Source organism: Pseudomonas paraveronii, assembly GCF_963681955.1.
Lineage (GTDB): Bacteria > Pseudomonadota > Gammaproteobacteria > Pseudomonadales > Pseudomonadaceae > Aquipseudomonas > Aquipseudomonas paraveronii.
Genome location: NZ_OY817130.1, coordinates 5,426,355 through 5,444,692 on the forward strand (window position 1 = coordinate 5,426,355; position 18,338 = coordinate 5,444,692).

The following is an 18,338-nucleotide window of genomic DNA, read 5'->3' on the forward strand; positions in this document are numbered from 1 at the left end:
ATCGGGATGAGCCTCTTCGCACTTTTCGAGCGGACAAACAAAACCCCTGTCTGCGTAAGCAAACAGGGGTTCTGGAATTTAATCTTGACGATGACCTACTCTCACATGGGGAAACCCCACACTACCATCGGCGATGCATCGTTTCACTACTGAGTTCGGGATGGGATCAGGTGGTTCCAATGCTCTATGGTCGTCAAGAAATTCGGGTACTGAGTCGCTGCCAGTTGGCCTCGCTTCAGCAAATTGGGTATGTGATAGCTTTCGGTGTTTTGTAAGAGTCGAACTTTCGGTTCGTTTCGTCTTCACACACCGCAATCTGATGCTCTTTCGAGTAGTCAAATTGCTTGGGTGTTATATGGTCAAGCCTCACGGGCAATTAGTATTGGTTAGCTCAACGCCTCACAGCGCTTACACACCCAACCTATCAACGTCGTAGTCTTCGACGGCCCTTCAGGGGACTCAAGGTCCCAGTGAGATCTCATCTTGAGGCTAGTTTCCCGCTTAGATGCTTTCAGCGGTTATCTATTCCGAACATAGCTACCCGGCAATGCCACTGGCGTGACAACCGGAACACCAGAGGTTCGTCCACTCCGGTCCTCTCGTACTAGGAGCAGCCCCTCTCAAATCTCAAACGTCCACGGCAGATAGGGACCGAACTGTCTCACGACGTTCTAAACCCAGCTCGCGTACCACTTTAAATGGCGAACAGCCATACCCTTGGGACCGGCTTCAGCCCCAGGATGTGATGAGCCGACATCGAGGTGCCAAACACCGCCGTCGATATGAACTCTTGGGCGGTATCAGCCTGTTATCCCCGGAGTACCTTTTATCCGTTGAGCGATGGCCCTTCCATACAGAACCACCGGATCACTAAGACCTACTTTCGTACCTGCTCGACGTGTCTGTCTCGCAGTCAAGCGCGCTTTTGCCTTTATACTCTACGACCGATTTCCGACCGGTCTGAGCGCACCTTCGTACTCCTCCGTTACTCTTTAGGAGGAGACCGCCCCAGTCAAACTACCCACCATACACTGTCCTCGATCCGGATAACGGACCTGAGTTAGAACCTCAAAGTTGCCAGGGTGGTATTTCAAGGTTGGCTCCACGCGAACTGGCGTCCACGCTTCAAAGCCTCCCACCTATCCTACACAAGCAAATTCAAAGTCCAGTGCAAAGCTATAGTAAAGGTTCACGGGGTCTTTCCGTCTAGCCGCGGATACACTGCATCTTCACAGCGATTTCAATTTCACTGAGTCTCGGGTGGAGACAGCGCCGCCATCGTTACGCCATTCGTGCAGGTCGGAACTTACCCGACAAGGAATTTCGCTACCTTAGGACCGTTATAGTTACGGCCGCCGTTTACCGGGGCTTCGATCAAGAGCTTCGCGTTAGCTAACCCCATCAATTAACCTTCCGGCACCGGGCAGGCGTCACACCCTATACGTCCACTTTCGTGTTTGCAGAGTGCTGTGTTTTTAATAAACAGTCGCAGCGGCCTGGTATCTTCGACCGGCATGAGCTTACGGAGCAAGTCCTTCACCCTCACCGGCGCACCTTCTCCCGAAGTTACGGTGCCATTTTGCCTAGTTCCTTCACCCGAGTTCTCTCAAGCGCCTTGGTATTCTCTACCCAACCACCTGTGTCGGTTTGGGGTACGGTTCCTGGTTACCTGAAGCTTAGAAGCTTTTCTTGGAAGCATGGCATCAACCACTTCGTCAACTAAAAGTTAACTCGTCATCAGCTCTCGGCCTTAGAATCCCGGATTTACCTAAGATTCCAGCCTACCACCTTAAACTTGGACAACCAACGCCAAGCTGGCCTAGCCTTCTCCGTCCCTCCATCGCAATAACCAGAAGTACAGGAATATTAACCTGTTTTCCATCGACTACGCTTTTCAGCCTCGCCTTAGGGACCGACTAACCCTGCGTCGATTAACGTTGCGCAGGAAACCTTGGTCTTTCGGCGTGGGTGTTTTTCACACCCATTATCGTTACTCATGTCAGCATTCGCACTTCTGATACCTCCAGCAAGCTTCTCAACTCACCTTCACAGGCTTACAGAACGCTCCTCTACCGCATCACCTAAGTGATACCCGTAGCTTCGGTGTATGGTTTGAGCCCCGTTACATCTTCCGCGCAGGCCGACTCGACTAGTGAGCTATTACGCTTTCTTTAAAGGGTGGCTGCTTCTAAGCCAACCTCCTAGCTGTCTAAGCCTTCCCACATCGTTTCCCACTTAACCATAACTTTGGGACCTTAGCTGACGGTCTGGGTTGTTTCCCTTTTCACGACGGACGTTAGCACCCGCCGTGTGTCTCCCATGCTCGGCACTTGTAGGTATTCGGAGTTTGCATCGGTTTGGTAAGTCGGGATGACCCCCTAGCCGAAACAGTGCTCTACCCCTACAGTGATACATGAGGCGCTACCTAAATAGCTTTCGAGGAGAACCAGCTATCTCCGAGCTTGATTAGCCTTTCACTCCGATCCACAGGTCATCCGCTAACTTTTCAACGGTAGTCGGTTCGGTCCTCCAGTTAGTGTTACCCAACCTTCAACCTGCCCATGGATAGATCGCCCGGTTTCGGGTCTATTCCCAGCGACTAGACGCCCTATTAAGACTCGCTTTCGCTACGCCTCCCCTATTCGGTTAAGCTCGCCACTGAAAATAAGTCGCTGACCCATTATACAAAAGGTACGCAGTCACCTAACAAGTAGGCTCCCACTGCTTGTACGCATACGGTTTCAGGATCTATTTCACTCCCCTCTCCGGGGTTCTTTTCGCCTTTCCCTCACGGTACTAGTTCACTATCGGTCAGTCAGTAGTATTTAGCCTTGGAGGATGGTCCCCCCATATTCAGACAAAGTTTCTCGTGCTCCGTCCTACTCGATTTCATGACTAAGAGATTTTCGCGTACAGGGCTATCACCCACTATGGCCGTACTTTCCAGAACGTTCCGCTAATCTCAAAGCCACTTAAGGGCTAGTCCCCGTTCGCTCGCCACTACTAAGGGAATCTCGGTTGATTTCTTTTCCTCAGGGTACTTAGATGTTTCAGTTCCCCTGGTTCGCCCCTTACACCTATGTATTCAGTGTAAGGTAACCATCTTATGATGGCTGGGTTCCCCCATTCAGACATCTCCGGATCAAAGTCTGTTTGCCGACTCCCCGAAGCTTTTCGCAGGCTACCACGTCTTTCATCGCCTCTGACTGCCAAGGCATCCACCGTATGCGCTTCTTCACTTGACCATATAACCCCAAGCAATCTGGTTATACTGTGAAGACGACATTCGCCGAAAATTCGAATTTCTCAATTAAGAGAACTCACAAATTTTACCTTAGCCTGATCCGTTACCAGTGAAAGTAACGTTCAGTCTATCTTTCTATCACATACCCAAATTTTTAAAGAACGATCTAATCAAAGACTAGAAATCAACATTCACCATCATCACGATGGAATGCTCATTTCTAAGCTTTCAACTTCTAGAAGCAGTAGTGGTGGAGCCAAACGGGATCGAACCGTTGACCTCCTGCGTGCAAGGCAGGCGCTCTCCCAGCTGAGCTATGGCCCCGTATTTCTACAGGTTCCCACACAAAATTGGTGGGTCTGGGCAGATTCGAACTGCCGACCTCACCCTTATCAGGGGTGCGCTCTAACCAACTGAGCTACAGACCCAATTTCGGGCTGCTTCTTTATCGTCTTCTTCAATGAATCAAGCAATTCGTGTGGGAACTTATGGAGCAGCTGATGTCGTCGATTAAGGAGGTGATCCAGCCGCAGGTTCCCCTACGGCTACCTTGTTACGACTTCACCCCAGTCATGAATCACACCGTGGTAACCGTCCTCCCGAAGGTTAGACTAGCTACTTCTGGTGCAACCCACTCCCATGGTGTGACGGGCGGTGTGTACAAGGCCCGGGAACGTATTCACCGCGACATTCTGATTCGCGATTACTAGCGATTCCGACTTCACGCAGTCGAGTTGCAGACTGCGATCCGGACTACGATCGGTTTTCTGGGATTAGCTCCACCTCGCGGCTTGGCAACCCTCTGTACCGACCATTGTAGCACGTGTGTAGCCCAGGCCGTAAGGGCCATGATGACTTGACGTCATCCCCACCTTCCTCCGGTTTGTCACCGGCAGTCTCCTTAGAGTGCCCACCATGACGTGCTGGTAACTAAGGACAAGGGTTGCGCTCGTTACGGGACTTAACCCAACATCTCACGACACGAGCTGACGACAGCCATGCAGCACCTGTCTCAATGTTCCCGAAGGCACCAATCTATCTCTAGAAAGTTCATTGGATGTCAAGGCCTGGTAAGGTTCTTCGCGTTGCTTCGAATTAAACCACATGCTCCACCGCTTGTGCGGGCCCCCGTCAATTCATTTGAGTTTTAACCTTGCGGCCGTACTCCCCAGGCGGTCAACTTAATGCGTTAGCTGCGCCACTAAGAGCTCAAGGCTCCCAACGGCTAGTTGACATCGTTTACGGCGTGGACTACCAGGGTATCTAATCCTGTTTGCTCCCCACGCTTTCGCACCTCAGTGTCAGTATCAGTCCAGGTGGTCGCCTTCGCCACTGGTGTTCCTTCCTATATCTACGCATTTCACCGCTACACAGGAAATTCCACCACCCTCTACCATACTCTAGTCAGTCAGTTTTGAATGCAGTTCCCAGGTTGAGCCCGGGGATTTCACATCCAACTTAACTAACCACCTACGCGCGCTTTACGCCCAGTAATTCCGATTAACGCTTGCACCCTCTGTATTACCGCGGCTGCTGGCACAGAGTTAGCCGGTGCTTATTCTGTCGGTAACGTCAAAACAATCACGTATTAGGTAACTGCCCTTCCTCCCAACTTAAAGTGCTTTACAATCCGAAGACCTTCTTCACACACGCGGCATGGCTGGATCAGGCTTTCGCCCATTGTCCAATATTCCCCACTGCTGCCTCCCGTAGGAGTCTGGACCGTGTCTCAGTTCCAGTGTGACTGATCATCCTCTCAGACCAGTTACGGATCGTCGCCTTGGTGAGCCATTACCTCACCAACTAGCTAATCCGACCTAGGCTCATCTGATAGCGCAAGGCCCGAAGGTCCCCTGCTTTCTCCCGTAGGACGTATGCGGTATTAGCGTCCGTTTCCGAACGTTATCCCCCACTACCAGGCAGATTCCTAGGCATTACTCACCCGTCCGCCGCTCTCAAGAGAAGCAAGCTTCTCTCTACCGCTCGACTTGCATGTGTTAGGCCTGCCGCCAGCGTTCAATCTGAGCCATGATCAAACTCTTCAGTTCAAACATCTTTGGGTTTTTAAGAAACCCTAAACTTGGCTCAGCAATCGTTGGTTACATCTTTGATTTCTCGCGGAGTAACTTGTGATGCTGATAATCTTGTTGACTATCAGTCTGACTCCACAAGCACCCACACGAATTGCTTGATTCAGTTGTTAAAGAGCGGTTGGTTAAGATCTTTCGTCTCAACCGAGGCGCGCATTCTACAGCAGCCTCATTTGCTGTCAAGTGATTATTTTAAGAAGTTTTCAAAGTTTCCTTTGTAACTTCAACCACTTGCGCTTCCGATCTCTCGTTAGCGGGAGGCGAATTCTACAGCGTTACACGCTGCTGTCAACACCTCTTTTTCTCCGCTTTCGACCGAGAAGATCGAAACGTTAATAGAGCCAAACAACCCTGCTCTACCAACTCCTTCCAGGCTTCGATGAACTGAAGCAGGCCGCTGTCGAATCTCGCATAACTCTTTGTTTACCAAGGAGTTTTCCGTTTCGACTGCGCCGGAAGTGGGGCGAATTATAGACGTCCAGGATTTGCCGTCAAGACTTAATTACGCTTTTGTTGCAGAAGGTGCTTTTTTCGCAATAAGACGCGGAATTCGCCGCATTACCGGCGGTATCCGCAGGGTGAGAAGCAACGCGCCTATAGAAGCATAGATAGCCCACTCCTTCAGATCAGCCCGCACGATCCACAACATATGCAGCAAGCCGAGACCAAGCACCCCATACACCAGGCGATGCAACTTCTTCCAGCGGCTACCCAACCGACGCTGGCTGTAGCGATTCGACGTCAGCGCCAGCACTAACAAAGACAGGAAACCCAGCGCCCCCACAATAATGTAGGGCCGCTTACGCAGCTCCACCCCCAGTTGCGACCAATCCAGCCCCAGGACAAACACACAATATGCCGCCAGGTGCAGCACCACATAAGCAAAGCACCACAACCCCAACTGCCGCCGCACCGCGATCCACCCCGCCCAACCGCTCAACTTCTGCAACGGTGTCATCACCAGGGTAATCAGCAGCAGGATCAACGTGCCCAAGCCCAACCGATCAACCAGCACCTTGCCCAGGTCCGGCCCCAAGGCAGAACGCCATGCCTCATACAGCCAGAGCAACGGCCACACCGCCGCAGCGATAAACACGCCGATGCGCCAGAAAGGGAAACGCATCAGTAGTTCTTCCGCAGATCGAGGCCGGTATACAGAGCCGCCACTTCATCCGAGTACCCGTTGAACATCTGCGTCTCGCGTACATTCGGGCTGAACAGGCCACTCGGCAAGCGCCGTTCACGCGCCTGCGTCCAACGGGGGTGGTCGACCGTAGGGTTCACATTCGCATAAAACCCATACTCATTCGCCGCAATACTCTGCCACGTGGTTTTCGGCTGCTCACTCACAAGACTGATACGCACGATGGACTTCACGCTCTTGAAGCCATACTTCCATGGCACCACCAAACGCAGCGGCGCGCCATTCTGGTTAGGCAACTCGCGCCCATACATCCCCACGGCCAGAATCGCCAAAGGGTTCATCGCTTCATCCAGACGCAGCCCTTCTACATAGGGCCAATCGATCAAGCCGAAACTTGAGCGCTGGCCCGGCATGCTTTTGGGGTCCTGGAGTGTTTCGAAGCGGATGTACTTGGCTTTGGAGGTCGGTTCAACCTGCTTGAGCAACGCCGAGATTGGAAAACCCATCCACGGAATGACCATCGACCACGCTTCCACACAGCGCAGACGATAGATTCGCTCTTCCAATTGATAAGGCTTCATGAAGTCTTCCAAAGCATAACGCCCCGGTTTTGCGACCTCACCATCGATCACCACACTCCAAGGTTCGGTCTTGAGTGAACCCGCATTCGCCGCCGGGTCGCCCTTGTCCGTGCCGAACTCATAGAAGTTGTTGTAGTGGGTCGCGTCCTTGAACGGGGTGATGGCTTCGTCCTTGACGGTTACCGCCTGCCATTTCGTCCCCGGCAGTTTTTCGGCAAACCAGCCTGGCGCCTTGCCTGGCTCGACATCCGCATACCGCGCAGCATCGTCCGCACTGGCCCAACGCGGCAAGCTGCTGGCGGCAACACCGGCCAGCGCACCACCGAGCAAGCTACGGCGAGACAAGTAGAAGGATTCGGGGGTGACATCCGATTCATGACAATCGGACGCTTTGGGCAATTTGATTAACATGGCAACTCCGCAGCATTGGAGAACTGATGCACCAATAGACTGCGGAGTATGGGGGAAATTACATTAAGGCAACGTTTTGTCCCGGCGCAGTTGCAGCAGATACTGAATCGGCCCGGAAGCGGCATAGACCAGGAACGCCAGCAGCAAAATACGCGGCGGATCACTGAAGACCACGGCGAACACCAGCACCACCACAAGGATAGCCACGAAAGGCACGCGCCCCTTGAGGTCGAGCTCCTTGAAGCTGTTGTACTTGATGTTACTGACCATCAGCATGCCGGCGGCCGCAACCATCAAGGCCACCAGGAACGACATCTTCGACCCCTGGATGCCGTAGTCACTGAACGCCCAGACGATACCCGCCACCACGCCTGCAGCAGCAGGGCTGGCCAGACCAATGAAGTAACGCTTGTCGGCGGTACCCACCTGGGTATTGAAGCGTGCCAGGCGCAATGCGGCGCCCGCGACATAGATGAAGGCCACCATCCAGCCGACCTTGCCCATATCACCCAAGGCCCAGGCAAACGCCAGCAGCGCAGGCGCGACACCAAAGGCAACCATGTCCGACAGCGAGTCATACTCGGCACCGAAGGCACTTTGGGTGTTGGTCATGCGCGCCACGCGCCCATCGAGACCGTCGAGCACCATGGCCACGAAGATCGCGATCGCCGCAAAACCGAAGTACTTGCTGGCACTCACCGCATCACCCGCCGCCAGCGCGCTCTGGGCGCTCATGGAATTGATGATGGAGTAGAACCCGGCAAACAGGTTCGCCGTAGTGAACAGATTGGGCAGGAGATAGATACCACGATGCCGGACCTTGCGGCCTTCCGCATCGTGCCCTTCTTCGACATGTTCATCGATAGGTAGCAGGCTATCGGCGTCAGAAGCCTGGTTTGGCTCTTCGGGACGTTCGCTCATGGACTTTACCTTGCAACGGTGTGAAAAAATTCGACAGATACTTGCGGCGAGTGTTCGCCCGCAAACGATGCAGCTTTATACCAGAACCAGCCACCCAAACGAAAAAACGCGGCCTAAGCCGCGTTTTCTGTTGATGCATCCGACTTAGTTTTTGGCTTTGTCGACGATCTTGTTGGCACCGATCCACGGCATCATGGAGCGCAGTTGCTCGCCGATGATTTCGATACCGTGAGCGGCGTTGTTACGACGCTTGGCGGTCATCGAAGGGTAGCCGGTAGCGCCTTCGCTGATGAACATTTTGGCGTATTCGCCGTCCTGAATGCGTTTCAGGGCGTTGCGCATGGCCTGACGGGACTCGGCGTTGATCACTTCCGGGCCAGTCACGTACTCGCCGTATTCGGCGTTGTTGGAGATCGAGTAGTTCATGTTGGCGATACCGCCTTCGTACATGAGGTCCACGATCAACTTCAGTTCGTGCAGGCATTCGAAGTAGGCCATTTCCGGCGCGTAGCCGGCTTCAACCAGGGTTTCGAAACCGGCTTTGACCAGTTCAACGGTACCGCCGCACAGAACGGCTTGCTCGCCGAACAGGTCGGTTTCGGTCTCGTCCTTGAAGGTGGTTTCGATGATGCCGGTACGACCGCCACCGACGCCAGCAGCGTAGGACAGCGCAACGTTCTTGGCGTTGCCCGATGCGTCTTGGTAGATCGCGATCAGGTCAGGGATACCGCCGCCTTTGACGAACTCGGAACGCACGGTGTGGCCCGGAGCCTTCGGCGCGATCATGATCACGTCGAGGTCAGCGCGTGGCACGACTTGGTTGTAGTGAATCGCGAAGCCGTGGGAGAAGGCCAGGGTGGCGCCCTTCTTGATGTTCGGCTCGATTTCGTTCTTGTACAGCGCGGACTGGAACTCATCCGGGGTCAGGATCATGACCAGGTCGGCAGCGGCAACGGCGGAAGCAACGTCAGTCACTTTCAGGCCGTGGGCTTCAGCCTTGGCAACAGTGGCCGAGCCTTTGCGCAGGCCAACAGTCACGTCAACGCCGGAATCTTTCAGGTTGCAAGCTTGCGCGTGGCCCTGGGAACCGTAGCCGATGATGGCGACTTTCTTGCCCTGGATGATCGACAGGTCACAATCTTTATCGTAATAAACTTTCATGAGGTTCCTCTATATATCCAGGCCTTAAGGCCATTCACTAATTTGGGTTAGATGCTGAGTACTTTGTCGCCACGGGCAATCCCGGTGACACCACTGCGTACGGTTTCCAGAATCGAGGCCGTCCCGATCGACTGGATGAAGCTGTCCAGCTTGTCGCTTGTACCGGTCAATTGCACGGTATAAACGCTGGCGCTCACATCGACGATCTGCCCGCGATAGATGTCGGTAGTCCGCTTGATCTCGGCACGTTGGGCACCCGTGGCCTTGACTTTAACCAGCATCAGCTCGCGCTCGATGTGGGCGCTTTCCGACAGGTCGACCAGCTTGACCACTTCGATCAGCTTGTTGAGGTTCTTGGTAATCTGCTCGATCACCTCATCGTGGCCCACGGTGGTCAACGTCAGACGCGACAGGGTCGGGTCTTCGGTCGGCGCCACGGTCAGGCTTTCGATGTTGTAGTTGCGTTGCGAAAACAAGCCGACAACACGAGACAGAGCGCCGGGTTCGTTCTCCAGAAGCAGGGAGATTATGTGCCGCATGATTAAGTACGCTCCGTCTTGTTCAGCCACATGTCGCGCATAGAGCCGTCTTTGATCTGCATCGGGTAGACGTGCTCGCTGGTATCCACCTTAATATCGATGAACACCAGGCGATCCTTCATGGCGAACGCTTCTTCCATCTTCGGCTTCAGATCTTTCAGATCGGTGATGCGAATACCGACGTGGCCGTAAGCCTCGACCAGTTTGATGAAGTCCGGCAGCGATTCCATGTAGGAATGGGAGTGACGACTACCGTAGCTCATGTCCTGCCATTGACGAACCATGCCCAACACGCCGTTGTTCAGGCACACGATCTTCACCGGAAGGCCGTACTGCAGGCACGTCGACAGCTCCTGGATGTTCATCTGGATGCTGCCTTCGCCGGTGACGCATGCAACGTCGCTGTCCGGGAAGCTCAGTTTGACACCCATGGCCGCAGGGAAACCAAAGCCCATCGTGCCCAGGCCACCGGAGTTGATCCAGCGGTTAGGCTTGTCGAACTTGTAGTACTGCGCGGCGAACATCTGGTGCTGGCCCACGTCGGAGGTCACAAAGGCATCGCCCTTGGTCACTTCGCACAGGGTCTCGATCACGGTTTGTGGCTTGATGATGCTGCCGTCGCCCTTGTCATAAGGGAACAGGCCGCGGTCGCCGCGCCATTCGTCGATCTGCTTCCACCAACTGGCGACAGATTCCTTGTTCGGCGTCTCACCGATTTCCTTCAGCGCAGCGACCATTTCGGTCAACACGCTTTCCACCGGACCTACGATCGGTACGTCGGCCTTGATGGTCTTGGAGATGGACGCCGGGTCGATGTCGATGTGGATGATCTTGGCATTCGGGCAGAACTTGCTCGCGCCGTTGATCACCCGGTCATCGAACCGCGCGCCCACGGCCAGGATCACGTCGGCGTGGTGCATGGCCAGGTTGGCGGTGTAGCTGCCGTGCATGCCGAGCATGCCGACGAACTGACGGTCCGTCCCCGGGAATGCGCCGAGGCCCATCAGGGTGTTGGTCACCGGCAGGTTGAGCAACTTGGCCAGCTCGGTCAACGGTGCGGAACCGCCGCCCAGAATCACGCCACCGCCCGAGTACAGCACGGGACGCTTGGCCGCCAGGAGCATTTCTGCCGCCTTGCGGATTTGCCCCGAGTGCCCACGAACGGCCGGGCTGTAGGAACGCAGCTTGGCTTTCTTCGGGAAGACGTATTCGAATTTCTCAGCCGGGTTGGTCATGTCTTTCGGGATATCGACCACCACAGGGCCCGGGCGACCGGACTGTGCGAGGTAGAACGCCTTTTTCATGACTTCCGGGATTTCCGAGGCATGCTTGATCATGAAACTGTGTTTCACGATCGGCCGGGAGATACCGATCATGTCGGTTTCCTGGAATGCATCGGTACCGACCATGGTGCTAGCCACCTGACCGGAAATGATCACCATCGGGATGGAGTCCATATAAGCAGTCGCGATGCCGGTAATGGCATTGGTTGCGCCTGGGCCGGAGGTTACCAGTACCACGCCGGCTTTACCGGTGGCACGGGCATAACCGTCAGCCATATGGGTTGCAGCCTGTTCGTGGCGAACCAGGATGTGGGTAACCGCCGGTTCCTTGAACAGTGCGTCATAGACATGCAGCAGAGCACCACCCGGGTACCCGTAGATATAGTCAACGCCTTCGTCACGCAAAAAGCGGACGAGCATCTCACCGCCAGATAAAAGCTCCACGTTGTTCACCTCTAAAACGCCAGAATACCGTCCGTTAAAAACCGACGGGTCTTAATAGGTTTACTTCTCAACAGAGCATGAGCGACGGTGGTCGCCGACTACGTCAGCACTGACTGAGCAAGTATTGGGATCGTCCCAAGTGTTGCGGGCTCTTCCCACCCAGCGCGAGGTAACGCGTTGCGGGTGTAACAGGTCGGCGCGGATGTGCGCCTCATGATCTGCTGAGCGGGCCTGCTTCTGGCAGTCCCGATACAGCGGACTTTGGATTCTTCTGTTTCAGGCCCTTCAAGTCAAGCAATAATTGCGCTTTTTTCCAACTAAGCGCATGAGAACGCAGAAGAAAGGGCTTTGAGGAGGGATAAAACTCGCCTGAATGTCGTCAAGCGGTAGAAATGTGCGCAAGACTGCCGGAAAAACCGGCAGCCAGGCAATTAACGAGCGTCGACGATCAATTGGTCGAACTTTTTCAGCGCATTGCGCAAACCCAGGCTTTCCAGCGGCCGGTTGGCGTAGACCATCTCGGCCATCTCCATGATCCCGGAAGCATTCGGCAGTGGCAGATCCTGTTCGAGGATCTGCTTCATGCGCATGAGGAAGATCCACTGCAGCCACTGATGGAAGTCCAGGGTGTCGACCGAAAAGGGCTCGACACTGCTGAGCGCCTCGGCGCTGGGGGACACCTCGTCCCACCAGCCCTGCAGGCGCAATTCGCGCTCAATCAGCAACAGCTGTTCGGCAATCGCTGGAAAACGCACATCCATCAGAGGCTGACCTTGGCTTTCTGCCGAGCCTGGGCGGCACCGGCAGCGTCGCCTTGTGCGGCACGCGCATCGCCGATCAAGGCCCACAGGCTGGCCTGCAGGTCAGGACGGCCGTTGGCCAGGGTCAGGCCACGCCGGGCAAACTGTTCGGCTTGCGGCGCATCGCCCTGGGCCATGCGCACCTGGGCCAGGCGATACAGCACCTGCGGTTCGCGCGGGGCCACGCGCTGGGCGCGCTCGAGGCTCGACGATGCACCGTTCAAGTCGCCACCGGCCTGCTGTTGCTGGGCAGTGGTGAGCAAGGCCAGTACCGGGCCGTCCAGTTGTTCGTCAGCCGACAGGCCGCCGGAGCTGGAGGACGACGGAATGCCGCTTGGCGTCGACGGCATGGTGTAGGTGTTCTGGTTGATCGGTGCCGCCTGGACCGGCGCAGAGTCAATCGGCCCCGACGTGCTTGGCCCAGGCGTCCACGGCTCGGCGCTGATTGGCGCCGATGTCGCGGAGCCGGCGCCAGGCACCATCACCACCACACCCGAATCCTGCGGCACGGCGCGGGTCGCGGCCTGGGTAGGACGCTTGGTCACGGTCTGGCGGAAACCGCCATTGGCCGAGATCCGATCACTATTGGAGACGGCCGTGCCCGAGTCCACCACGGGAATGGAGCCGCGCTGAACGCTGGAGCAACCGCCGAGCAAAGCCAGAGCTGTAATAGCTGGAATCCACCACTTGTTCACTTGAAACCCTCTTTGCTTAATTCATCCAGCCCTTGACCCAATCCATCACCGATTCCGCGCTCGCAGGGGCACTGCCGCCGCATGCGGCACCGGGTGGTGGTTCGCTGCCGCGAATATACGGCATCTGCACCGCGCCCGGACAGTTGGCATCGGAGCCCTGGCCGGTGTGCGGATCAATCCAGGCCAGCACGATGTTGTCCGGCTGCGGCATGCTCAGCGGCAGCGGATCGGCCTTGCGCATGAAACTGGTCCAGACCTGCAATGCACCGGTCGCCCCGGTGAACGGCGTCTTGCCGTTGTCATCACGCCCCAGCCAGACCACAGCCAGCACATCCTGACCGAAGCCGGCGAACCAGCTGTCACGCGAATCGTTACTGGTGCCGGTCTTGCCCGCCAGCGTCAGGTTGGAGGGCAGGACCTTGTACACAGAACTACCGGTGCCTTCGCGCATCACGCGCTGCATGGCGTTCTGGATCAGGTAGATGGAGCCCGCATCGAAGCGCTGCTGAATCTGGAACGGATAGCGCTTGAGCGGCTCGCCTTCGGCCGTCAGCACGCTGCGAATCCCGCGCATCGGCGTGTTGAAACCACCGTTGGCGAGGGTCTGGTACATGGTCGCCACTTCCATCGGCGTCATGGCACCGGCGCCCAGAAGGATCGACGGAAAGGCCGGGAATTCACGGGTGATGCCCAGGCGTGCCAGCGTCTTGAGGACGTTCGGCACACCCACGTCAAGCCCCAGGCGCGAGGTCGAGATGTTGTAGGAATGCGCCAATCCCTGGTACAGGAACACCGTACCGTGGGAACGACGATCAAAGTTCTGCGGCGTCCATACCTGGCCGTCGGCACCTTTGACCGACAGCGGGTCGTCTGACAGCCAACTGGTCAGGGTGTATTTGCTTGGTTTTTCCAACGCCGTCAGGTACACCGCCGGCTTGACCAGCGAGCCGATCGGCCGCACCGCATCCAGCGCACGGTTGAAGCCGGCAAAACTGGCCTGGCGACTGCCGATCATGGCCTGGACTTCACCGGTTTCCGGGTTGGTCACCACCATGGCCGCTTCAACTTCGTCGGAACCCTTACGCCCCGCCAGACGCTTGAAGGTGTCGTTGACCGACGCCTCGGCTTTCATCTGCAGGATCGGGTCGAAACTGGTGAAGATCCGCAGGCCTTCCTCGGTCAAGTCTTCGTCGCGGTAGTCTTCACGCAACTGGCGTTTGACCAGGTCGATAAAGCCTGGGAAGGAGCTGTCCGCCAGCTTGCCGCGAGTGGTCACACCCAGTGGCATTTTCTTCGCAGCGGCAACCTGTTCAGCCGTGGCGACGCCCTGCTGCTCCAACACATCGAGCACCAGATTACGCCGCTCAAGCGCCCGTTCAGGGTTGCGCCGCGGGTTGTAGTAGGACGGCCCCTTGACCATGCCTACCAGCAACGCGACCTGATGCAACTTCAGCTCGGACAGCGGCTGGCCGAAGAAAAACTGGCTGGCCAGCCCGAAACCGTGGACCGCGCGCTGGCCGTCCTGGCCGACGAACACCTCGTTGAGGTAGGCCTCAAGGATTTCCTGCTTGCTGTAATGCAACTCCAGCAGCATCGCCATCATGGCTTCAGTGAGTTTACGGGTCAGGCTGCGCTCGTTGGTGAGGTAGAAGTTCTTCACCAACTGCTGGGTCAGCGTACTGCCGCCCTGGGTCATTTTGCCGCCGGAGGTGTTGACCCAAATCGCACGGGCGATGGACTTCGGCGACACGCCCCAGTGGCCGTAGAAATCGCGGTCTTCCACGGCGACCAGGGTTTCGAGCAGGTACGGCGGCACCTGATCGAGCTTGATCAGGATGCGATCTTCCAGGTTTTTCGGGTAAATCCCGCCGATCATCAGCGGTTCCAGACGCACCACGGGCAGCTTCGAGCCGTTCAGCGACGACAGCTCGGCCACGTAGTCGCCGGAGAAGCGCACGCGCACCGGCTGGGCTTTTTCCAGGCCTTCATAGAACTGGAAGCCGCGGGTGTTCAAGTCCACGGTATTGCCGCTGACGGCGGCAGCGCCGGGGCCATTGCTCACGGGTTCGCGGCGGTAGCCCAAGGCGTCGAGTTCGGTAAGGAAGTCATCCTTGCTCAGCTTCTGGCCGGTGAACAGTTCCAGCGGGCGGGCGTACACCTTGGCCGGAATGGTCCAGCGCTTACCGGAGAATTTTTCCTGGACCACTGCGTCGAGGTACACCGCAAAGCCGGCGAGCACCACAAAGCCCACCAGGCTGAGTTTGAGCACCCAGCCCAGCCACGGGCGCAGGCCGCGGGAAGGAGGTTTTTTACGGGAACGGGGAGATCGGGTTCGAGTCATGGCGGCGGATTATACGCACTTTATTGATGATCAACATGAGCCGGACAGCGGTTTGCACGGCAGGCATCAGCAGCCATAATGCCCGCCATGATTTCCCCCAGACTTTGAAGGATCGCCCGTGAGCCAGTCCCTGATCGCAGCCCTGCAGAACCCGGCTTTATACCCCCATCCAGTTGAAGCGTTCCAAGTCATTGAGACCCATATTTCCTGGGTCATACTGACCGGCCCCTACGCCTATAAGCTGAAGAAACCGATGAACTTCGGCTTTCTGGACTTCACCAAGCTGGAAGATCGGGGGCATTTCTGCAACGAAGAGCTGCGCCTCAACCAGCGTCTGACCGAAGATTTGTATCTTGAAGTGTTGCCGATCACCGGCACGGCCGAAGCCCCGCAATTGGGCGGCGACGGCCCGGTCATCGAATATGCCCTGAAAATGCGCCAATTCCCGCAAAGCCAGTTGCTCAGCACCTTGCAAGCCAACGGTGAGCTGACCAGCGCGCACATCGACGAGATGGCCAAACAGATCGCGCACTTCCACCTCACCGCACCGAAAGTGCCGCAAGAGCACCCGGCCGGCACCCCCGACGAGGTGATGGCACCCGTGCGCCAGAACTTCGATCAGATCCGCCCGTTCCTCAGCGACAAGGCTGACCTGCTGCAACTCGAAGCCCTGCAAGCCTGGGCCGAAAGCAGCTTCGAACGCCTCAAGCCGCTGCTGGCACAGCGCAAGCTCGATGGTTTCACCCGCGAGTGCCACGGCGATATCCACCTGGGCAATGCCACCTTGATTGATGGCCACGTGGTGATCTTCGACTGCATCGAGTTCAACGAACCGTTTCGCTTCACCGACGTGTACGCCGACACCGGCTTCCTGGCCATGGACCTGGAAGACCGCGGCCTCAAATCCCTGGCTCGCCGCTTCATCAGCCAATACCTCGAACTGACCGGCGACTACCAGGGCCTGGAACTGCTGAACTTCTATAAAGCCTACCGCGCGCTGGTACGGGCCAAAGTCTCGCTGTTCAGCATGCCCAGCGAAGCGAGCCCGGTGCAACGCGCCACCACCCTGCGCCAGTACCGCAACTACGCCAACCTGGCGGAAAGCTACAGCACTATCCCTTCGCGCTTCCTGGCGATTACCCATGGCGTTTCGGCTGTGGGCAAAAGCCATGTGGCCATGCGCTTGGTGGAAGCCTTGGGTGCCGTTCGCCTGCGTTCGGACGTGGAGCGCAAGCGCCTGTTTGGTGAACAACAGGTGGAAAACACGCCACAGGCCGGTATCTACGCTGCCGACGCCAGCGCGAAAACCTACGCACGCCTGAACGAAATCGCCGAGACCGTGCTGCGCGCCGGCTTCCCGGTGGTACTGGATGCGACCTTCTTGAAACGCGCACAACGCGATGCCGCCGCCAAAGTGGCCGAAGCGACGGGCGCGCCCTTCCTGATCCTGGATTGCAACGCGCCGCAGGCCGTTATTGCCAACTGGCTGGCACAACGTCAGGCAGACCAAAACGACCCTTCCGACGCTACACTGACGGTTATTGAAGAACAGCAAGCCCATCGCGAACCCCTGACGGCCGAAGAGCTGCTGCTGAGCAAGCGCGTCGAGACCAATCAAAGCGGAACCCTCGACGCACTGGTTGCGCAAATTCGCCAGCGCCTGCCAGGTCTGTAAGAAAAACTTCTTGGTCGCGTCGTCATCTTAGGCGAGCGGCCAAACAACAGTGGCACTATAATGGCGCCATAAGTCCAACAGGTGTCGCTATCATGAGTCATCCCAAGCTTCTTGATACCCCGCTTTATTCGCTCCTGCACAAAGACGACATTCGCGGTTTCAACCAGGAACGCCCCACAGAGGGCGTCATCGACATGCGTGGTGGCGACTTTCGAGGGCTGGATCTGCGCGATCTGAATGCCAGCGGCGTGGATTTCACCGACGCGTATTTCCGTTCTGCCGATTTGCGCGGGCTGGACTTGCGCGAGTGCTCACTGGAAGGCGCGAGCCTGGCCCACGCGCAGATTTCGGGCACCTACTTCCCGCCAGAACTGACAGCCGACGAGATCCTCATGTCGGTCAATTTCGGCACCCGCCTGCGCTACCGCACCAAGTAATACGCTCCCCCCAAGCCCCGGTTACGTGCAACACGGACCGGGGACTTCCTGCCTGCCCGGCATAAAACGCTCGCGCCATTCTTATAAGCATTTGCGTCGTTTCTGAGCAAAGAACTACGCTTTTCCTACTGAGCGCTACACTCCTTTTCAGGCTTGCCTGGTCACGACACCCACCGCACCATTCGGCCGTCGCAAGGAGGCTCGATGAACGATGAGCTGCAACACCTGAGAAACCTTGGCAAGACCTCGGCGCAATGGCTGCACGCGGTGGGCATCCACAGTGCGTCAGACCTGCGTCGCCTGGGGGCGGTCGATGCTTATCGAGCCGTGCGCACTCGCGGCTTCCGTGCATCGAAAGTCTTGCTGTATGCAATCGAAGGGGCGTTGATGGATGTGCATTGGAACGACATTCCTGCCGAACGCAAGGAAGCACTGAACCGCCAATTAGAGGCTATCTCGGCGCGCCAGAAGAATTAGATCGGCGATCCCTCCCAACGCTTAGTGGCATTGCGGACAAGCACTTGAGAAAAGCGGGAGGGCTTGCGAAAACAAATCTTGACTCTTAAATGAGA

The 18,338-nt window shown here is 56.7% G+C and carries 12 protein-coding genes, 2 tRNA genes and 3 rRNA genes; 3 read left to right on the forward strand and 14 right to left on the reverse strand.

Going from position 1 to position 18,338, the window contains the following annotated elements; translation table 11 throughout:
* Window positions 1-82 precede the first annotated feature (82 nt).
* From rrf to mrcB, 14 genes are all read right to left on the reverse strand, one after another.
* Window positions 83-198: ribosomal RNA gene (rrf, locus tag U5A08_RS25075) — 5S ribosomal RNA — on the reverse strand.
* 157 nt (window positions 199-355) lie between these two features.
* Window positions 356-3,245: ribosomal RNA gene (locus U5A08_RS25080) — 23S ribosomal RNA — on the reverse strand.
* 247 nt (window positions 3,246-3,492) lie between these two features.
* Window positions 3,493-3,568 (reverse strand) — tRNA-Ala (locus U5A08_RS25085).
* A 27-nt stretch (window positions 3,569-3,595) separates the two neighbouring features.
* Window positions 3,596-3,672 (reverse strand) — tRNA-Ile (locus U5A08_RS25090).
* 83 nt (window positions 3,673-3,755) lie between these two features.
* Window positions 3,756-5,292 (reverse strand): 16S ribosomal RNA (locus U5A08_RS25095).
* The 16S, 23S and 5S rRNA genes sit together here with 2 tRNA genes alongside, the layout of an rRNA operon.
* A 544-nt stretch (window positions 5,293-5,836) precedes the next feature.
* Window positions 5,837-6,457, reverse strand: coding sequence for a protein-methionine-sulfoxide reductase heme-binding subunit MsrQ (msrQ, locus tag U5A08_RS25100; RefSeq protein WP_321849036.1), 621 nt, complete (start codon window positions 6,455-6,457; stop codon window positions 5,837-5,839).
* Window positions 6,457-7,470 (reverse strand): protein-methionine-sulfoxide reductase catalytic subunit MsrP, encoded by a 1,014-nt coding sequence (msrP, locus tag U5A08_RS25105; RefSeq protein WP_017847455.1) that lies wholly within the window; start codon window positions 7,468-7,470, stop codon window positions 6,457-6,459. The genes msrQ and msrP overlap by 1 nt, the downstream gene beginning before the upstream one ends.
* Before the next feature lie 63 nt (window positions 7,471-7,533).
* Complete coding sequence (gene pssA / locus U5A08_RS25110) at window positions 7,534-8,391, reverse strand: CDP-diacylglycerol--serine O-phosphatidyltransferase (protein WP_247405517.1); 858 nt, start codon at window positions 8,389-8,391, stop codon at window positions 7,534-7,536.
* A gap of 144 nt (window positions 8,392-8,535) precedes the next feature.
* Window positions 8,536-9,552, reverse strand: coding sequence for a ketol-acid reductoisomerase (gene ilvC / locus U5A08_RS25115; protein ID WP_003212125.1), 1,017 nt, complete (start codon window positions 9,550-9,552; stop codon window positions 8,536-8,538).
* Window positions 9,553-9,599: 47 nt separating this feature from the next.
* Window positions 9,600-10,091, reverse strand: coding sequence for an acetolactate synthase small subunit (ilvN, locus tag U5A08_RS25120; RefSeq protein ID WP_003176102.1), 492 nt, complete (start codon window positions 10,089-10,091; stop codon window positions 9,600-9,602).
* 2 nt (window positions 10,092-10,093) lie between these two features.
* Window positions 10,094-11,818, reverse strand: a complete 1,725-nt coding sequence (locus U5A08_RS25125; RefSeq protein WP_247405519.1) for an acetolactate synthase 3 large subunit — start codon at window positions 11,816-11,818, stop codon at window positions 10,094-10,096.
* A gap of 431 nt (window positions 11,819-12,249) precedes the next feature.
* A complete protein-coding gene (locus U5A08_RS25130) occupies window positions 12,250-12,579 on the reverse strand; it encodes a YqcC family protein (RefSeq protein WP_321849037.1) in 330 nt (109 codons plus the stop codon).
* The gene (locus U5A08_RS25135) at window positions 12,579-13,313 is read right to left on the reverse strand and encodes a tetratricopeptide repeat protein (RefSeq protein ID WP_253399092.1); all 735 of its coding nucleotides are present in this window, start codon (window positions 13,311-13,313) and stop codon (window positions 12,579-12,581) included. Before U5A08_RS25135 ends, U5A08_RS25130 begins: the two co-directional genes overlap by 1 nt.
* Before the next feature lie 16 nt (window positions 13,314-13,329).
* The gene (mrcB, locus tag U5A08_RS25140) at window positions 13,330-15,654 is read right to left on the reverse strand and encodes a penicillin-binding protein 1B (RefSeq protein WP_321849038.1); all 2,325 of its coding nucleotides are present in this window, start codon (window positions 15,652-15,654) and stop codon (window positions 13,330-13,332) included.
* A gap of 118 nt (window positions 15,655-15,772) precedes the next feature.
* Between mrcB and U5A08_RS25145 the strand changes: the two genes are divergently transcribed.
* The 3 genes from U5A08_RS25145 to U5A08_RS25155 all read left to right on the forward strand — a co-directional run bounded on the left by U5A08_RS25145 (window position 15,773) and on the right by U5A08_RS25155 (window position 18,243).
* The gene (locus tag U5A08_RS25145; protein ID WP_321849039.1) at window positions 15,773-17,329 is read left to right on the forward strand and encodes a bifunctional aminoglycoside phosphotransferase/ATP-binding protein; all 1,557 of its coding nucleotides are present in this window, start codon (window positions 15,773-15,775) and stop codon (window positions 17,327-17,329) included.
* A 92-nt stretch (window positions 17,330-17,421) separates the two neighbouring features.
* Window positions 17,422-17,766, forward strand: coding sequence for a pentapeptide repeat-containing protein (locus U5A08_RS25150; RefSeq protein ID WP_321849040.1), 345 nt, complete (start codon window positions 17,422-17,424; stop codon window positions 17,764-17,766).
* 204 nt (window positions 17,767-17,970) lie between these two features.
* Entirely contained in the window at window positions 17,971-18,243 is a 273-nt protein-coding gene (locus tag U5A08_RS25155; protein WP_247402305.1) for a TfoX/Sxy family protein, read from the forward strand.
* Window positions 18,244-18,338: the final 95 nt, after the last annotated feature.